We start from the raw sequence: 16,558 nt of genomic DNA on the forward strand, positions 1-16,558 counted from the left end.
GGGTTGCCGAGCCGGTCTACCGGCACACGACCGGCCGGAGCGGGTGGGTCCCTCCTCGGTCGGGCAGCTTCGCCGGACCAGGGTTCGCCAGGGGCCGCCAAGGCTCACGTCGTGACGCTTGCGCTCGGCCTTGGCGGCCCCTGGGGGTTCCTGGTACGCCTCCGGGGCCCGGCCGGGGAGGGAGCCGCGCCCGCGGCAGCCATTCATTCCCGCGCTGCGACTCACCCGCACACGACCGCCGGCCTCCTCCCCCTCCGAGAGAGGGCCGGGGTGTGGGGCAGAGCCCCACTGCTTTTCTCGGGTTGGCGTGCGTTGCTGGCTGCGGCGCCCACGCGGGCTGCAGGCCGGAGCGGGACGGAGGCAGGAGCGGCGGCGCGCAGGCCGGGCGGGCGCCGCGCCGCGCGGATGCGCGGCGCCTTGAACACGCCGTCCGGGAGGAAGAACTGCCCCGCAACGTCGCCCGCAACGTCAAACTCAACCCGCCCCGCCACCGACGCTTCGAACCGCTCACCGCCGACGAAGCACGCCGCTTCCTCAAAGCGGCCCGGCAGGACAAACTCCGGGCTCTGTGGGAACTGGCCCTGAGAGCCGGACTGCGACGCGGCGAACTGCTCGGACTCACCTGGGCCGACCTCGACCCGGCCGCCGGCACCCTCAACATCCGCCGCAGCCTCCAGCACAACCCCGCCGGAGGACTCACCCTCTTCCCCACCAAAACCCGCGCCGCCGAACGACGCATCGCCCTGCCCGCCACCTGCCTGGCCGCCCTCGAACAACACCGCCAGGAGCAGGAGCGTCAACGCACCACCGCAGGGGCCGGATGGCGGAAAAACGGCCTGATCTTCGCCACCTGTGTCGGCACACCCCTCGACCCCAGCGACATCGCCCGGCGGTTCACCGGACTACTCGAACAGGCAGCCATCCGACGAGTCCGCTTCCACGACCTCCCTCACACCTGCGCCACACTGCTCCTGGAACAGGGCGTCCAACTCGTCACCATCAACCAACTCACCGACGTCCTCCGAGACGGCGACGACCCCGAAGAACCGCCTATGGCCACCGTCCCACCCAACTGACCTCACCACGCAGAGACGCCGGAGTCCCCACCACGAAACGCGGGTGGGTCTCCAGGCGTCCGCTCGCGTTGCCGTCAGCGTTGCCGTCAGCGTTGCCGTCAAACGGCATGAGGCCCTCCCGAGAAATTCGGGAGGGCCTCGTTTCAATGGCTACGAAATTTCCGCTAGCCGTTCCCCGTCACCGGTCCGGGAATGCAACGACTGAATCCGCGTTCGAGGCAGTCACTTGACTACGCAAGGCTACCCCAGTCAATCACCGGGTCTTCTACGAAGTCCACTACAGGATCCCTATCAAGCCGCTGACCATTCGCTTCCCCCGGCACCCAGTCAATGCAGCTAGGGCGGTCTCCACTGCCCGAAAAGCAGAACTCTTCGAGCGCGGCGCGCACTCGATCAAGTGGAATCGCGCTGGCTGGATCATGGAAAAGCGGGTAGCCCGGGTCTGCCACAACGCGCGGGTCAACAGAGGGCGGGCGGGGATTATCGGAAATCCAAACGGATTCATATACCTCACCCACCTTGCAACTGTCGCCGTCGACAAACCAGATGAGACCTCCATATCCCGTCCGCCTGTTGACTGCCACGCGCAGATGGTTATCTGCCGCTCGATGTTCATTGCTGTGCCGCTCGCTCGCCATGGAAAACCATGCATCACTTCCCGGGGTATAACTCCGCCCCTCTCCCCCCTCTCCACGAAGGTTCTCCATGACGCTCGAAATTATGCAGGCCATCTCTTCCCGGGTCTCACCATAGACCCAATTGCCATTGAAGAAGGCACTCAGTATCACTGCTACCACTCACTCCAGAGGGTCTGCGAGGCCGCCCAGCGGAACTTTTTGCATGACCCCAGCCGTATCCCTGAACCACACATTCAAAGTCGAACCTCTAGGGAGGATGGCCTTGACGGCCGATTCACACGCTAGTGTGCCGCTACACGGACCATCGGCATGGTTTATGACAACGTCCGCTGATTTAATGCCGGCATTTCGCATGTTCCATGCCAGCTTCGTCTCGACGTGACTCACAGATGGATGCATTCCACTCGGCGGGTTCTCGATATGAGGCGAGTTGCTCAGGAACTCGTCGATATCTTCGGAGGCCGACGTATGCCCACTCTGGAAGGGTGCCCCAACCTTCGAAACTCCATCGTCACCAAACTTTATAACCTGTCCAACCGTTTTGTCCTTCGGGCCCCGAACCGGGAGGCCGTCGGCGATGTCTCCTACCGACGTGCAGTTGTGTACGAGGACGGGCGTGGTCCCGGCCTCCACATAGTACGTGTGGAGGGTGCCGATGGTGAGGTCGTAGGTCGTGGTGTTCGCGTGGTAGAGGCGGACACTGGTGACCTTGGCCGTGCCGGTCGGGGTCTGGAGCAGGTCCCCGGCCGTCAGGTGCTGGGCGTCGACGAACGCCGAGCGGGTCTCGTCGTAGAAGGGGTGATGGAACGTCGTCGTCAGACGTGCGCCCAGGTCACCCGCTTCCGCCGCGCCGGTCCCGCCGTGCAGGCCCGAACCCGCCGCGCTGACCGCCGCCACCGGTGCCGTCGCCGGCTGTTGGCCGTGACCGTGGCCCGCCCCCAGTGCGCCCAGTACCGCCGCCGAGGCCGCCAGGCCGAAGGCCGCCTTGCGGACCGCCTTCTTGGCCAGGGACTTCGCCGCGGCCTTCACCCCGGCCTTCGCCGCGCTCCCCGCGCCCGCTGTGGTCGTCTTCTTGATGGTCAGGTCCACGAAGTCGTGGTCGGTGCGGGTGACGATCACCGCGGTGACCTTGTGGGCCTCCACTCCCTTCGCGCCCGGTACCGAGTTGGCGATCACGTCGCCGACCTTGACCTGGTCGATCGCCTTGGTCGTGCCGCCGGCCATCAGCACTCGAGTGGCTCCGGTGAAGCTGTGCTGGACCGGGCACCCCGTGGGCTCCTCCTCGCCCGCGCTCGGGCGCCCGGCGCCGGCCTCCTCCGTGCTGGAGCCGGCCGAGTCGGATGCCGCGCGGCTTGCCGCGGCATCCGTGGCATCCCCCGCCGCCGCGTCGGCCGCTTCGGACGCTCCTCTGCCGAACAGTCCCCCCACCGCGTCCAGCGCCTTGGGCATGACCTTCGCCATGACCTTGCCGCCCACCGCACCGAGGGCTCCGCCCAGGGCGCCGCCGATACCGCCGGCCAGGGCGGCTCCGCCGAACGCGCCGAGGCTGCAGGCGGACCCACCGCCTTGGGCGCACTTGAAGCCTTGTTCGACCAGGCCGCCCACCGCTCCCGACAGTGCGGCGCAGCCGATGGTGCCGATGCCCGCCGTCACCGCTTCACAGCCCATGAAGACCGCGGTGGAGGCGACGAACGAGGTGATGGCGGCGGCGTGGTGTTTGACGAACTTCGCTGCGGTCTTCACCGCGTGCACGGTGGCGTGGTAGGCCCATCTCGCCGCATGGGCCGCGACGTGGATGGCTCTTCTGGCCACACGGGCGACCGCATGGTAGGCGGTTCGCGCGTAGTGGACGGCTGCTCGGTAGTAGTGCCTGACGTGACGTGCGGCCCACCGGTAGATGCGCCGTGCCCGGTGTACGGTCCAGCGGTAGGCGTCGCGTACGTGGTGGTAGACGTATCGGGCGGCGCGGCGGACGGTGTGGACCACCCTGTGAACGACCGTGGCGGCTGCGTGGTAGGTGTAGTCCCAGGCGTCGCTGGCCCACGACGAGGCCGTGTCCCAGCTGCTGGAGGCCCAGCTGGACGCGGAGTCCCAACTGCTGGACGCCCAACTGGAGGCGGAGTCCCAGGCGTCGGAGACGGAGCTGGTCAAGTCGTCGAACCAGCCGTGTCCGCTCGGGTCCGTGCGGGTCAGCGGGTTGCCGTCGACATAGGCGAACGGGTTGGCGGCGGCTGAGTTGGGGAGCGGGTTCAAGGACATGGTGTCCTTGTTCATGAACTGCCCGGTCGCCGGGTTGTACCAGCGGGCGGCCATGTTGACCTTGCCCGTGTTCGAGTCGGTCCAGCCGGACTGGTAACCGAGCTGGCCGAAGGTGTTGCTGCTGGCGGTGGTGTTGCCCAGCGGGTCGTACGTCGTCGAACCGGCCAGTGCGCTCGCTCCGGCGGCGAAGGTGGCCACCACGTCGTCGTGCTGGTCGGTCATGGCCAGCCGGCCGGTGGAGGTGTCGGCGGCACCGGCGTAGTTGATGCCGATCAGGCCGCCGGTCGGGTCGTAGGTGTAGGCGTAGGAGCCGTCGCTCGCGACCTTGTTGTCAGCACCGGAGTACTGCAGGCTGCGGGCCGGCCCGCCGCCCGCCGTGGTGTCGGTCATGACACGGCCGAACGCGTCCAGACCATAGGTCTGGGTGTCGGCCGTGATCTGCTGGCCGTAGGCGTCCGAGGTGAAGGACTGCGTTCCCGACGGACCGGTCTGCTGACTCAGCGTGCCGCGCGCGGTGTAGCTGTAGGAGTTGGTGCCGTCGGAGGTCAGCTGGTCGCGGGCGTCATAGGTGTAGACGTTCGAGCCGACCCGGGTGCGGTTGCCTGAAGCGTCATACGCGTACGTGGTCGTCGACGTGCCGTTGTTCCACGAGGTCAGGCGGTCGGCCCAGTCGTAGGTGTAGGTGTTGTTGGACGCTCCCGCCACCCCGGTGGTGTTCTTCGACGTGAGGTTGCCGTTGAGGTCGTACCCGTAGCTGATGGAGGCCAGCGTGGTGGTGCCCTGCTTGAGGGAGTCGCCGGTCAGTTCATGGGCGCTGTTGTAGGTGAACGTCCGGAGCTGACCGCTGCTGCCGTACTGGACGGTGGCCGGCTGTGACAGGGAGTTGTAGGTGTAGGCGAGGTTGGTGCCGGTGGCCGGGTCGTTCAGGGTGGCCAGCCGGCCGGCGTTGTCGTAGGTGTAGGAGGTCGTTCCCGCGGCGTCGGTGCGGGAGGACATCAGGCCGTCGTTGCCGTAGGCGAACGAGCTGGAGCCTGCGGTACCGGACGCGGTGAGTAGTTCTCCGCGGTCGTTGTAGCTGAAGGATTCGCTGGTGGCCGCCTGGTAGCCGGGCTGCCCGGAGGTACCTGCCGCCGCGGTGGCGGCGGTCAGGACCCGGCTGTCGGCGTCGTAGGTGAAGTTGCGGGTGGCGGTGGCCGCTTCCGCCCCTGCACCGGACTGCTGGGTGACGTTGCCGAGTTTGTCGTAGCCGATGTCGTACGACACGTTGCCGGGCTGGACCACGTGCACCAACTGGCCGTCGCCGTTGTAGCTGTACGTGGTGGTGGAGTCGGCCGCCGAGGTGTAGGTGGCGGTCGTCGGGGCGACCACGCTCTCCGGCAGGCCGTAGGAGTTGTAGTTGGTGATCCAGTTGTTGCCGCGTCCGTCGGTGAAGCGGGTGCGGTGGCCTGCGGCGTCGTAGCCGAACGAAGTGGTGATGGAGGTGCTGGCGTCGACCGGCTGGACCTCCTGCGTCACCATCCCCGTGGCGTCATAGGTGAACGTCGATGTGTGGCCGTTGGCGTCCGTGGCCGAGGTGACGTTGCCGTTGCCGTCGTAACCCTGCGAGGTCTGCGCCAGCAGCGTGCCCGAGGCGTCGTACTGCTTGGCAGCCGTGGGCAGGTCGGAGGCGTTGTAGTCGGTGGTGCTGTACGTGCCGTCCGGCAGGGTCGTCTTCTGCTTGCGGCCCGCGAAGTCGTAGCTGAACCGGGTGGTGTTTCCGGCGCCGTCGGTGAGCGCGGTCGGCTCGCCGATGTTGTCGTAGCCGTAAGAGGTGACCCGGCCTTCCGGCGAGGTCCGGCTGGCCAGGAACGCGCCGCCCGGGTTGGTGCTGCCGGCCGCGTACGACAGCGTGGAGGTCAGCGTCTGCGAGGACGGGAAGCGCTCCAGTGTGGTCTCGGTGATCTTGCGGCCAAGCCAGTCGTAGGTGGCCTGGGTCTGCGCGCCGGTGCCGTCCGTCACCGACAGCGGATCGCCGTTGGTGTCGTACGTGGTGTGGGTCTTGGCGCCGTTCGGGTCGGTGACCTGGGCGACGTCACCCAACTGGTCGTACAGGTACTGGACCGACTCGCCGTCCGGCTGGGTTTCGGAGGTGACGTTTCCGTCGCTGTCGTACGCCCAGGTACTGGTCGCCGTGATCGGTGTCTGAGAGCCGGGCGGCGTGTAGTCGGGTTGGGTTTCGGAGACCTTGTTGCCGTTGGCGTCGTAGGCGGTGACGGTCTCCTTCTTGTTCGGGTCGGTCTCTTCGACGGCCTCACCGAAGGTGTTGAAGCCGCTGGTGGTGATCGGGTGCTCGGTGACCGGGGTGCCGCCGCCGGTTTCCACCGAGATCGCGGGCGCCGTGGTCACGGCGAGGTTTCCGGCCTCGTCGTAGGAGTAGTTGGTGGTGTTGGTGTTCGGGTCGGTCATCGAGGTCGGCAGACCGCGCTTGTCGTACGTCCACGTGGTGGTCTGCTGGTTGGACGAGCCGACGGTGCCGCCGCTGCGGCCGTTGCCGTACAGCGTGCCGACCTCGGACGCGGACAGGGCCCGCGGGTACACCTGCACGTTTGAGACGGATCCGGGCAACAGGTCCGCCGCGGCGCCGTTGTACTTGTCGGCGCCGATCGTGAGCGGACCGCCGGCGTTCCACGGGCTGGTGTTGGTGCCCGTCCCGGCGAGCGCGCCGTTGACGTAGAGCTGCATCGCGCCGGTGCTGACGTTGTACACGCCTACCAGGTGCGTCCAACTACCGGTGGTCGGTGCGGAGGTCGAGTAGGCGGCCGGGAAGCCAGCCGGGTTGGCGGTGTCGGTGCTGGTGTCGACCAGGCCCCACAGCGGCGCATTGGTGTGCGCGTAGTTGTACTGGAGCATGAACGCGCTGTTCTGCGTGCCCGTCTGGGCCACGATGGCGGCGTTGTGAGTGGGCAGCGACGACATGTTCACCCACGCGGACACCGTGTAGGACCCGGTGGTGCTGACCACCGGACCGTTGGTCGCGATCTGCTGCCCCGTGCTGCCGCTGAAGGTCGCCGCGCTGTTGCCCCAGGTCACGCCCGTGGCCGAGGCGGTGTTGCCGGTGCCGGAGGCGTCGGCCACCGTGGTGCCCGAGGTCTGGTCGAGCTTCCACCAGCCGGAAGGGTGCCCGGAGGCGTCACCGTAGACCGTCCGCGAGGTGACATGGCCCATCGGGTCGTAGGTGGCGGTCGTGACGCGTTCGGCCCCCGAGGAGTCGTGCTCGTTGGTGGTGGCTGCCAGGTCGTCGGGAGTGTAGGAGACCTGGGTGACCCGGTTCACACCGCTCGGGTCCAGCGTGGTCGAGGTGGTGCGGGATGCCGCATCCACCTGGTACTGGGTGACCGTCGCGCCGTTGTTGGTGGTGCGTTGGGTGAGGTTCCCGGCCGCGTCGTACTGGTTCGACACCACCACGAACGGGTTCTGTCCGGACGAGTCCTTCTTGGTGATGGTCGCGACCAACCCGTCGTCCAGGTAGGTGTACGAGGTGGTGTTGCCCATCGCGTCGGTGATCGACGCCAGACGCCCCGCCGGGTCATACGCACGGGAGGACTCCACCAGGTCCTTTGCCGTTGCGGGGTTGACCGGGTCGCCGGTGTACCCCTTCAGGGTCTGGGTGAGCAGGTGCCCCTCGGCGTCGTAGGAGTAGGCGGTGGTGGTGCCGTCCTGATGGGTCTCCTGGGTCCTGTTGCCGTAGGCGTCGTAGGAGTAGGTGGTCGTCGCGCCGTTGGTCGCGTTGGCGTTGGCGTTGGCGTCCTTCTCGGTGGCGACCTGGTCGTACTGGTTGTAGGTGGAGGAGATGGTGCGCGAGGCGTCTCCGCCCGTGGCGTCCGACACCGTCTGGGAGGTGACGTTGCCGTCCGCGTCGTAGGTCGTGCTGGTGACCGGGGTGTGCTGGGCACCGGTGACACGGTCGGTCAGGGTCGGCTCGGTCTCCTGCGTGACCTTGCCCGCACCGTCGTAGACGTAGGAGGTCTTCAGGCCCGACGGATAGGTGTCCGAGACGACGGTCTTGGTCAGCACCCGGCCGATGCCGTCGTAGGTGTACTGGGTGACCAGGCCGTCGGCATCCGTGGTGGAGGCGACGTCGCCGTTGTGGAGGTAGGCGATGGTGTTGACCGCGCCGCCCGGGCTCACCGTCTTCACGGGCAGGCCGGCCGGGACGTTGCCGGAGTCTGCTGCCGGGTAGGTGGAGGTGCCGTCGCTGTAGGTGGTGGTCGTGGTCCGCCCGGAGGGGAAGCCCGCCACCGCGGGCGTGGTCTCCGTGGTCTGGTTGCCCTTGGAGTCGTAGCCGTAACTGGTCAGGTAGGTGTTGTCGGTGGCCGAGCTGGAACGGCCGTCCCGCCGCGTCAGCAGCAGGTCGTTACGCGGATCGGCAGTCGTCAGCTGCGCCGTGGTGTCATCGGGGTAGTAGCTGAAGTACTCCGTGGAGCAGGTGTTGGCGGCCTGGTTCTGGCAGGTGGTCGTCGACACCGTGTTGCCACGCACGTCGTGCCCGGTGGTGGTGGTCGCTCCGTTCGGGTTGGTGACGGTGTGCTCGAAACCGGAGGTGTCGTACCCGTAGCTGGTGGTGTTGCCCAGCCCGTCGGTCTCGGACAGCTTCCGGTAGCCGTTGGTGACGTCGTAGCGGTACGTGAGGGTCGCGTTGCCCGGGTCGGTGACGGTGACCGTGGAGACCGGGAGGAGACCGGTGGAGTTCTTTCCGGCGGCGAAGTGCGCCTGGGCGTCCTGCGCCGTCAACTGCGACCGGTAGAAGGCCGCCTCGGCGATGGAGCCGGGGAAGTAGCCCAGAGTGTTGGTCGGGTGGTTGGTCCAGTTGCCGCCCGCGGCGCCCGCGCCGATGTAGGTGTATCCCTGGCCGGTCGCCGACAGGGTGCCGGATGTGGTTCCGGCCTGGTTGCCGTCGAGGTACAGGACCTGGGCATTGGTGGACGCGGCGAGGATGACGTGGTGCCACTGTCCGTCGTTCACCTTGGCGGAGGTGACGATCTGGTTGCTGGTTCCGTGGCTGTCCCAGAACTTGCCGTACAGCTTGCCGTCGGTCCCGACATACAGCGCCGGGTTGTAACCACCGCATCCGACAGGGTTGTTGGTGATCGCACACTGCTCTTCGTCGAAGAGCACACCGCCGGCGGTGTTGCCGGACGGCATCTTGAACCACATCTCCACCGAGTTCGGCCCCGTGGTCACCGTGGCGGTGGAAGCAGGCAGCTGCAGGTAGGAGGAGGTGCCGTTGAACGAGGCGGCACTCTGGTCGCTGAACGGGCCGGCCGCGCCGAGGGTGACCGCGTTGTAGGTGGCGGTGCCGCCGCGGACCTCGTCCGCTGCGGCGCTGGATCCGGCGGCGTCCCCGAGCCGCCAGTACCCGGCCGGGGCCCCGCCGAGGACCGCGCCGCGGTAGGTCTGCGAGGAGCCGGTCACGGACGGGGCGGCGAGCTTCCACACCCCGCCGTTCTCATCCGTGAGCTGAGTGACAGTGGTGGTGGCCGGGTCGTAGGCCACCTGCGCGAACTTGTTGCCGGAGGGCCGGGTGATCGTGGTCAGCAGGCTTGCCGCGTGCGTGCCGTACCGGTACAGGGCGTTGACGTCGGCGGCGACCAGCGGCCGGTTGTACCAGGCGACATCAGCGATGGAACCGTTGAAGTAAGTGGCGTAGCCGGTCTTGCTGGTGGTGCTGTAGTTCGGCTCGTCCGGCCAGCCGCCGCCGAGGAAGCCGACGCCTATGTAGTTGAACGGCTGATTGGCGCCGAACGCCACCCCACTCTGAATGGAGACCGTGCCGGACAGGGTGCCGACCTTGGTGTTGTCCAGGAACAGCGACTGGGAGTTGCCCGCCGCCGACAGCACCACGTGATGCCACTTGCCGTCCGTCACCGCCGACGAGCTGACGATGGGCGCGGCGCCACCGCTGTACCAGAACTCGGCATTCAGCTTGCCGTCCGAGCCCACATATATAGAAGGGGTGTAATACCCGGTGGCACTGCCCGCGGAGACGGGCGTCGAAGCGTAGGAGTAGAGCACCCCAGGACCGGCCGAGGTCTTGAACCACAACGACAGCGCACCGGAACTGGTGTTGTTGCCCAGGTTGTTCGGCAGCACCATGTCCGAGGAAGTGCCGTTGAAGCCCGCCGCCGTCGCGGACCCCCCGGTCAACGGGCCCGGCTGGCCCAGCGTGACGTTGTTGTAGGTGGCATTCGTCGTGCCCTCGTTGGCCAGCACCGCGTCCTTGGCAGTGGTGCCCGAAGCCTCGGACATCGGCCACAGGGTGTACGGGGCCAGGTCCAAGGAGGCGTTCTGGTACTGCGAGCCGGAGCCGTAGGCGTAGGTCGTGCACTTCGTGCCGTCGGTCGGCGCGCACACCGACGTCAGTTGGTCGCCGGAGTAGCCGTAGGTCCAGGTCAGGTCGGTGTTCTGGTCCGTGCCGGAGACCGGGTCGGTGTACACGCTGGCCACATGCGCCGCGTTCGCACCCGTAGGGGTGGACCACGTCAGATGCAGGGACCGGCCGGAGACCGCGGAGGCCATCTGGCTGACGTGGCCGCCGGACCAGGTGAAGGTCAGGGCCCGGCCGTTTGCGTCGGTGATCGAATAGATCCCATAGGCCCCGGAACCCAGCGGCTGGGTGAACGTGTAGACGGTGTCGTTCTTGTCGGTCAGCGTATAGCCGCCCGTGATGGACTTGAACGTGGCCCAGCGGCCTGACGGCGGCGAGAACGAGCCGTCGCCGTTCTTGCCGAAGCCGACCTGGGAGCCATCCGGATAGGTGACCGTGACCCCGGTAACGGAGCCGGCGGCGTTGTACTGCTCGCTCGCCTGAGCGTCGAACACGCTCGACCAGCCCGCGCCGAACGCGCCCGTCCATCGAGGGTCACGTGAGTTGTAGTCGCGGTCCACATCCAGGGCGGGGCCCGAGTTGGACACGCTCGCATCGATGTCGGAGGTGGTGTAGTTCCCGATCGCCGGATCGAAGCCGTGCTCACTGCTGTTCTGCGACAGCCCGGAAGTGATCAACGGCTGCGGAACCTGGATGTTCAGCGCCGACAGCGGCAGCGCGGGCGACCAGATCGAGGCGTCGTAGGCCTGCACCCGCCAGTAGTAGGTCTGCCCCCAGGTCAGCGTGCCCGCAGGGACGGTCCAGTCCCCGGTGGATATCAGGCCCGAGTCGGCGAGCTTGGTGTTGGTGTTGTCGTAGACCGTGAAGTCGTACTTGAGGGTGCTGCTGCTGCCCGTCGAGTTCGCCCCGGCCGCCCAGGCGGTCAGCTCCGGGGTGGTGGTGTAGGCGACCGCGTTGTTGTTCGGGTACTGCTGGTACAGCTGCGGACCGGAGTTGCCGGTGTAGGTCACGTCCAGCCACGGGCCGTTTCTCGGGTCCATGAAGGAGCCGAACTTCTTCCAGTGCAGGTTGTCCGCGGTGGACGCGTACACCGCCAGGCCGTAGTCGGCCGTCGTGCCGTTCATCCAGCCCTGGATCGCGGAGGTGGACAGCGGCACGTTCACCCAGTCACCGACAGTCGGGTCCGACGAGGTGTTCGCACAGGCGTGGGAAACCGTCGGGGTGGCATTACCGATCGACGCCCCGTAGGAAGGACCGGGGTAGGCCGTCACCGAACTCGGCGTCCACGACTGCGTGATCTGCGCGACATCGAAACGCTCCACGGTACAGGTCGACGCCCACGTGTCGAACAGGTTCAGCGAAGCGGCCGTCACCGTGACGCCGGAGCCGTCCCAGCTGGTGTACCAGTGGTTGACGAAGCTGTTGGCCTTGGTCGTCCCCGAGTCGTACGAGCCGATCTTCAGGAACTCCTCATAGGAGTGGTCCCCGCCGTTGCCCGAACCCGACTCTGCATACGTCGTCGTCCAGCCGTCTTGAACCTCGGGGTCCACGGTGACCGGGAAGACACGGGCCGGGTTGTGCAGCCACGCGGCGTCCAAGGTCACCTTCAGCGCCCACCGCCCGCCGGTGTGCACCAGTCGGTAGGTCACGGCGTGCGTGGTGGCCGGATCCCCGGAGCGGGGGTCGACCTTGGAGTCGTAGGCGTAGGCATGCGGGATCTCCGCCACCGTCTTGCCGGAGGCGTCGGCCAGCGCGATGGAGCCGTCCTTCTTCTGGACCGGCGTCAGGCCCTTGAGCGCGAGCGGGAAGGTCCAGGTGCCGGCCGCCTGCGCGGAGTGGAGAACGATCCACTCCTTCACCCCGGTCGCCAGCGGAGCCAGCGACAGGTCGGTCTCCGGCAGCACGCCCGGATAGGTGACCTTCGCGTGCGAAGCCGTTCCGGCAACCTTGGCCGCACCCTGCAGGCTGTAGGACAGCGAGTGGCTGCCGTCCACCGCGAAGGAGGTCAGAACCTTGTCGTTCGCCGACGAAGCGAAGTCGACCGACAGGGAGTTGGCCTTTTCATGCCAGCGCCCGTCCGATGCCTCCTTCTGCACACCGGTGTCGATGGCCTGCCAAGCACCTGATGCATCCCGGTAGTTGATCGGTCGCTGGGTGATCTTCCGGGTGACCGAACCGTCGGCGTTCGCGAAGTAGTCCGATGTTGCCGAGGACTTGGCGGCGATACGGCGGCTCGTCTTGGCCGAGAACCCGGTCACCGTGTGACTCAGGCCTCGACCCGGGTGGCGGGCGTAGGGCGCATAGGCGGGCAGTTCCCCCTTGCCCTTGCCCGGCCGGTGCCCCGCCCCACGGTGGGCCTCGGTGGCCGAAGCGGAGGCGTAGTGACCGTGGCCCGCCGCCGTGCCCGAGGCCTGCCGCGGCACATTGCCCCAACCTGACGGACCCGCCGTCAGCCAGTCGACGAATCCACTCAGGGTGGGCATCGACAGCGACGGGAGACTCGCTCCCATCGCCATCGCATCCTGCGTCGTCAGCATCAGTGCGAAGCCGACCAGCGTCACAACTGCCACAGCGCGCCGCAAGCGTCGGGGCAAGACAAACCGCCGACGCGAGCGGTACAAGGAACGACGACGCATGGTCACCAACTCCGCACAAGATAGGCGCAGAAACGAGCCAACCCTGGCAGGAATGATCACCAAGCAGCTAGATCATCTGAGTAAACTTTAGATAAGGGGCGAGCCAGCCAAGGATCCCTCCACTCATGGGATTTGACGGGCTGTGGGGTGATTTCCCTCGGCTACCGACGCAGTGCAGCTTCCACCACGTGTGCGACTTCCTTGCGGGTGTCAGCGGACAGGCTCACCGCTGTCACATTCCGCCGCGCAGGCCCACCGCCGCTGCCCACCACGACGAACCGCGCCCTCGATGCCTTCTGCGCCACCTGTGCGACGGCCCCGGCCTGCGCGGTCCCGACCCCAAGCACCATGTCGCAGTGCCGCTGTAGAAGGGAGTTGGCATACGGGATCGCGTTCGGCACCGTCGCCGGGCCGGCCACCTGGAGGTACGACACCTTCCCGTGCGTGGCCAGCGAAGCATCCTCCATGCCCGCCCACACCAACGCCGCCTGCCTCCCGGCGATCCCTCGATCGTCCGTCAACAGGCACGCCTCCGACGAGGTGTACTGGCGCGCCCTCACCTGCGGCGCGTCCGAACCTCCTCCCTCGAGCCAGAACGCCACAGCGACAGAGGCAACAACCAGGACAGCCGCCGAACCAGTGATCCACCGGGCACGACCCCGCATCTCCAGCATCACAACTCCCCTTGCGGCCGGTCCGACCAGGCGAGCAGAGAGTGCAGTGCCGCACCCACCGTGCTCACCACCAACAGCACGAAACTTCCCGCGAACGCCAAACCCGTCCCGCCGTCCGGCGACTCGGCCAGGTCCGCTATCCACAGCAACCACAGGACCATGAAGCCGGCGAAGGCGACCCAGTCCGCCCGCCTCCGCCGCCGCGCGGCGACAACAGCCGACGGCACCGGACACAGCAGACCGACACTGCCCAGCGGCACAAGCGCCAGCAGGCACCGACTCACCCACTTCAAGACGCACTTCCGTCGGCCATCACCGCCGGTGGAACCGCGACCTTTCTGCAATGACGTCATGGACTACCCCCTTAAAGGCAGCAAGGACCGAAGCGATCATCTTGTGATGACCACCCGGCTCAGGATCGGGGAACGCTATCGCACGGCCTCCGGCATCACCTCGACAGCCGGACACCGGTTCGCGGTACTCAGTCCAACTCGTCGTCCGGTCGAACCGGTAGGCGGTCGGGCAAGCGACGACTGGCGGTCTCGCGGGGCCGGCGCTGCCGACCCCGGCTCGCAAGAGCCCGAAGCGCCTGCGGATCACACGGGACATGAGCGGCCGAAGTGACGGCCCACGACGGTCTGATGCCTGGCACCGCAGGCATCCCAGGCTCCACCTCCGCGAGAACCTCGGTGACCGTTTCCTGCAATGCGGAGCGGCCGTCGGAACGTGGCTTGGCACGCCGGACGGGGTGCCAAGCGAGCGCTGCCCGAGACGGTACAACCGCTGCACGACCACGCAGGAAGGACGGGGTCTGTGGACTATTCGTGGACAGGATCTTGGGGCGTCTGCCCAGGTCAGCTCTAGCAAAACGCCAAGGCCCTGGCGGAACCAGAGGCCTGACGCCTTGGGTACCAGTCCCCCAACTCTCTTGCAGAGCCCGCTCCAGGTACCGGTGCAGCCCGCCGACGACCATGAACCGGCTATCGGTCTCGTGGTCCCAGACGAAGACTTCACCCCGCCCCTGGACACTCCCCCAACTCACGCACAAAGCCGAACAGGCCGGCCCCGTCAGAGCCGCATCTGAGCCCCGGGCAACACCGCCGCGTCAACGTCGCGACCGCGTGCCGGGTAGTCCCGGCCAGGACCTCCACGACGAGCGCCGACATACTCAATGCGTAGGTCTGGCCTGCAGGAACGGACTACGCCTGCTGCTCTTCGGTTCCGCTGAGAGTGGGCATGCCAGAACCTCCGCACCGGCACCCAGCCGTGCGAAGGCTCTGAGGGCAAAAAACAGTCCCCGGTAGTACTGCACGTGTCCTGAAGCTTCAGTCGTCACTGTCGCCTCGGTATCGCGCCGGCTTGCCGGGGGCCTCAACCACATCCTGTCCAAGTCACTACGCCGACTAGACGTCCTGATCGACTTTGCAACTCTTTCGGTGTTATGGCCTACTCACCATGATGCGCACTGAATGTCATGAGTCAATAGCTTTTCGGTAAATTCCAGACGGAACTTCCTGCGATCACCTTCGACTGCGGCATCCGGCTCGTCCGAGCGCAGTATCAGCACGGCCGAGCAGTGCCCACCGAGTGGAGCGTGGAGGACCAGGCCGGATCTCCGGGTGTTTCCCCTGGTCAGCTGCAGCAATGGCCTAAGGCCCCCAGATAGGTCCGGGGGCCTAAGGCTGACACCACATGCGCTCACTCGTACTCGCGCAACAATTCCTCGATCTTGCGGTTTGCGATCTCCTGCCGACCGTCGATGCACTTGGCGTAGCGGCTCAACAGGACCTCAACGCTGTTGCCAGCGCGTTCGGCGACCTCAGTCGGGTCCACTCCGGGGTTAAGCCAGGTCGATAGCGCCGAGTGCCGGAGATCGTACGGCCGGGCGGCGAGCGGCGAGGCGACCGCGGCCGGCGGGAGCGCCAGCGCACGAGCCTCCTGCCAGACGCGGTAGTAGGTGGACGAGCCGACCACTCCCCCGCGCTCGTTGGTGAACAATCGTCCATCCTCGGCAGTGCCGAACGTCTCGAGGTGCTGCCGAAGGATGGCAACGAGCTGGGGCGGGATCGGTACGAGCCGGACCTCTTCGGCCGGCCTGTTCTTGAGGCCTCGGTCGTCGTGGGTCTCGCCGGAGTCGGTCCACTGCTTGCCGACACTGGTACGTGTCCGGTTCAGCAGTGCCGTCCCCCAGCCAACCCCGGGCAGCTTCAGATCGGCACTGGTGAGGCCCACGGCCTCGGCGGGACGCAGGGCGCCGTAGTACATGCAGGCGAACAAGCCAACCAGTCGGCGGCCACGCGCCCGGCTGTACCCACCGACGTACGAGACCGCAGTCAACAGGGAACGAGCCTGCTCGGGATTGGCGACCACCCGGAGATCGACCTCCCCGGCAACCTTCGGCTTCTTCCATCGGATGGCCGTGATCGGGTTCTCTTTAAACTCTCCGAGGTCCACCGCGTAGTGCAGCGCGTTGACCAGTGTCCGACGCTTCCGCCTGACAGTCTCCGCGGCCGCCGCCGTCCCGTCGAGCTTCAGCTTGAGCGAGTCCAGGACGGCCCTGCCGATCGCGGCGTCACCGAGGTCCGAGAGCGGGCGCGACGCCTTGGCCAGCCCATGCAAGGTGTTCGCGATCTCGGTCGGCAATTCACGCTCGTCCTGACCGGGAAGGACGAAGGCCCAGTTGCGGAGTGCCTTCCTGATCAGTTCCTCGGACGGCTACCCCGGACGATCGTCCAGAAGGGCCATCGTCACGGCAGTCAGGGCCTCATTGATCCCGTTGCGCGTGTTCGGCGCCGCGTGCGGCCACTTCATGGCCAGGTACTTCAGAACTTCCTCCTTCACGTCGACGGCGCTACGGCTCGCTTCCGCTACTGATCACGTGAGGCGGCCGGGCCAATAGCGGAAGCCGCGG

The 16,558-nt window shown here is 67.0% G+C and carries 5 protein-coding genes and 1 pseudogene; 1 reads left to right on the plus strand and 5 read right to left on the minus strand.

From position 1 onward, the window contains the following. The first annotated feature begins 302 nt into the window (after window positions 1–302). Window positions 303–1,076, plus strand: coding sequence for a tyrosine-type recombinase/integrase (locus ACFYZE_RS10115; RefSeq protein ID WP_388990758.1), 774 nt, complete (start codon window positions 303–305; stop codon window positions 1,074–1,076). A gap of 230 nt (window positions 1,077–1,306) precedes the next feature. Here ACFYZE_RS10115 and ACFYZE_RS10120 read toward each other — a convergent pair whose 3' ends face one another. The 5 genes and pseudogenes from ACFYZE_RS10120 to ACFYZE_RS10140 form a co-directional block, all read right to left on the minus strand. After that, window positions 1,307–1,807 (minus strand): Imm1 family immunity protein, encoded by a 501-nt coding sequence (locus ACFYZE_RS10120; protein ID WP_388991440.1) that lies wholly within the window; start codon window positions 1,805–1,807, stop codon window positions 1,307–1,309. A 66-nt stretch (window positions 1,808–1,873) separates the two neighbouring features. Then, window positions 1,874–12,847 (minus strand): LamG-like jellyroll fold domain-containing protein, encoded by a 10,974-nt coding sequence (locus ACFYZE_RS10125; RefSeq protein WP_388990759.1) that lies wholly within the window; start codon window positions 12,845–12,847, stop codon window positions 1,874–1,876. Between the two features lie 287 nt (window positions 12,848–13,134). Continuing rightward, window positions 13,135–13,647, minus strand: coding sequence for a hypothetical protein (locus ACFYZE_RS10130; protein ID WP_388990761.1), 513 nt, complete (start codon window positions 13,645–13,647; stop codon window positions 13,135–13,137). Further along, the gene (locus ACFYZE_RS10135; RefSeq protein ID WP_388990763.1) at window positions 13,647–13,940 is read right to left on the minus strand and encodes a hypothetical protein; all 294 of its coding nucleotides are present in this window, start codon (window positions 13,938–13,940) and stop codon (window positions 13,647–13,649) included. The genes ACFYZE_RS10130 and ACFYZE_RS10135 overlap by 1 nt, the downstream gene beginning before the upstream one ends. Window positions 13,941–15,345: 1,405 nt before the next feature. Then, window positions 15,346–16,473, minus strand: a pseudogene (locus tag ACFYZE_RS10140) (tyrosine-type recombinase/integrase); the annotation flags it as partial. Window positions 16,474–16,558 lie beyond the last annotated feature (85 nt).

It is taken from the genome of Streptomyces sp. NPDC001796 (genome assembly GCF_042892355.1).
Lineage (GTDB): Bacteria > Actinomycetota > Actinomycetes > Streptomycetales > Streptomycetaceae > Streptomyces.

Excerpts from the sequence above, each read along its gene's own strand:
- ACFYZE_RS10120 (WP_388991440.1), bottom strand. The coding sequence starts at position 1,807 with ATGGCCTGCATAATTTCGAGCGTCATGGAGAACCTTCGTGGAGAGGGG.
- ACFYZE_RS10125 (WP_388990759.1), bottom strand. The coding sequence starts at position 12,847 with ATGGGAGCGAGTCTCCCGTCGCTGTCGATGCCCACCCTGAGTGGATTC.
- ACFYZE_RS10130 (WP_388990761.1), bottom strand. The coding sequence starts at position 13,647 with ATGCTGGAGATGCGGGGTCGTGCCCGGTGGATCACTGGTTCGGCGGCT.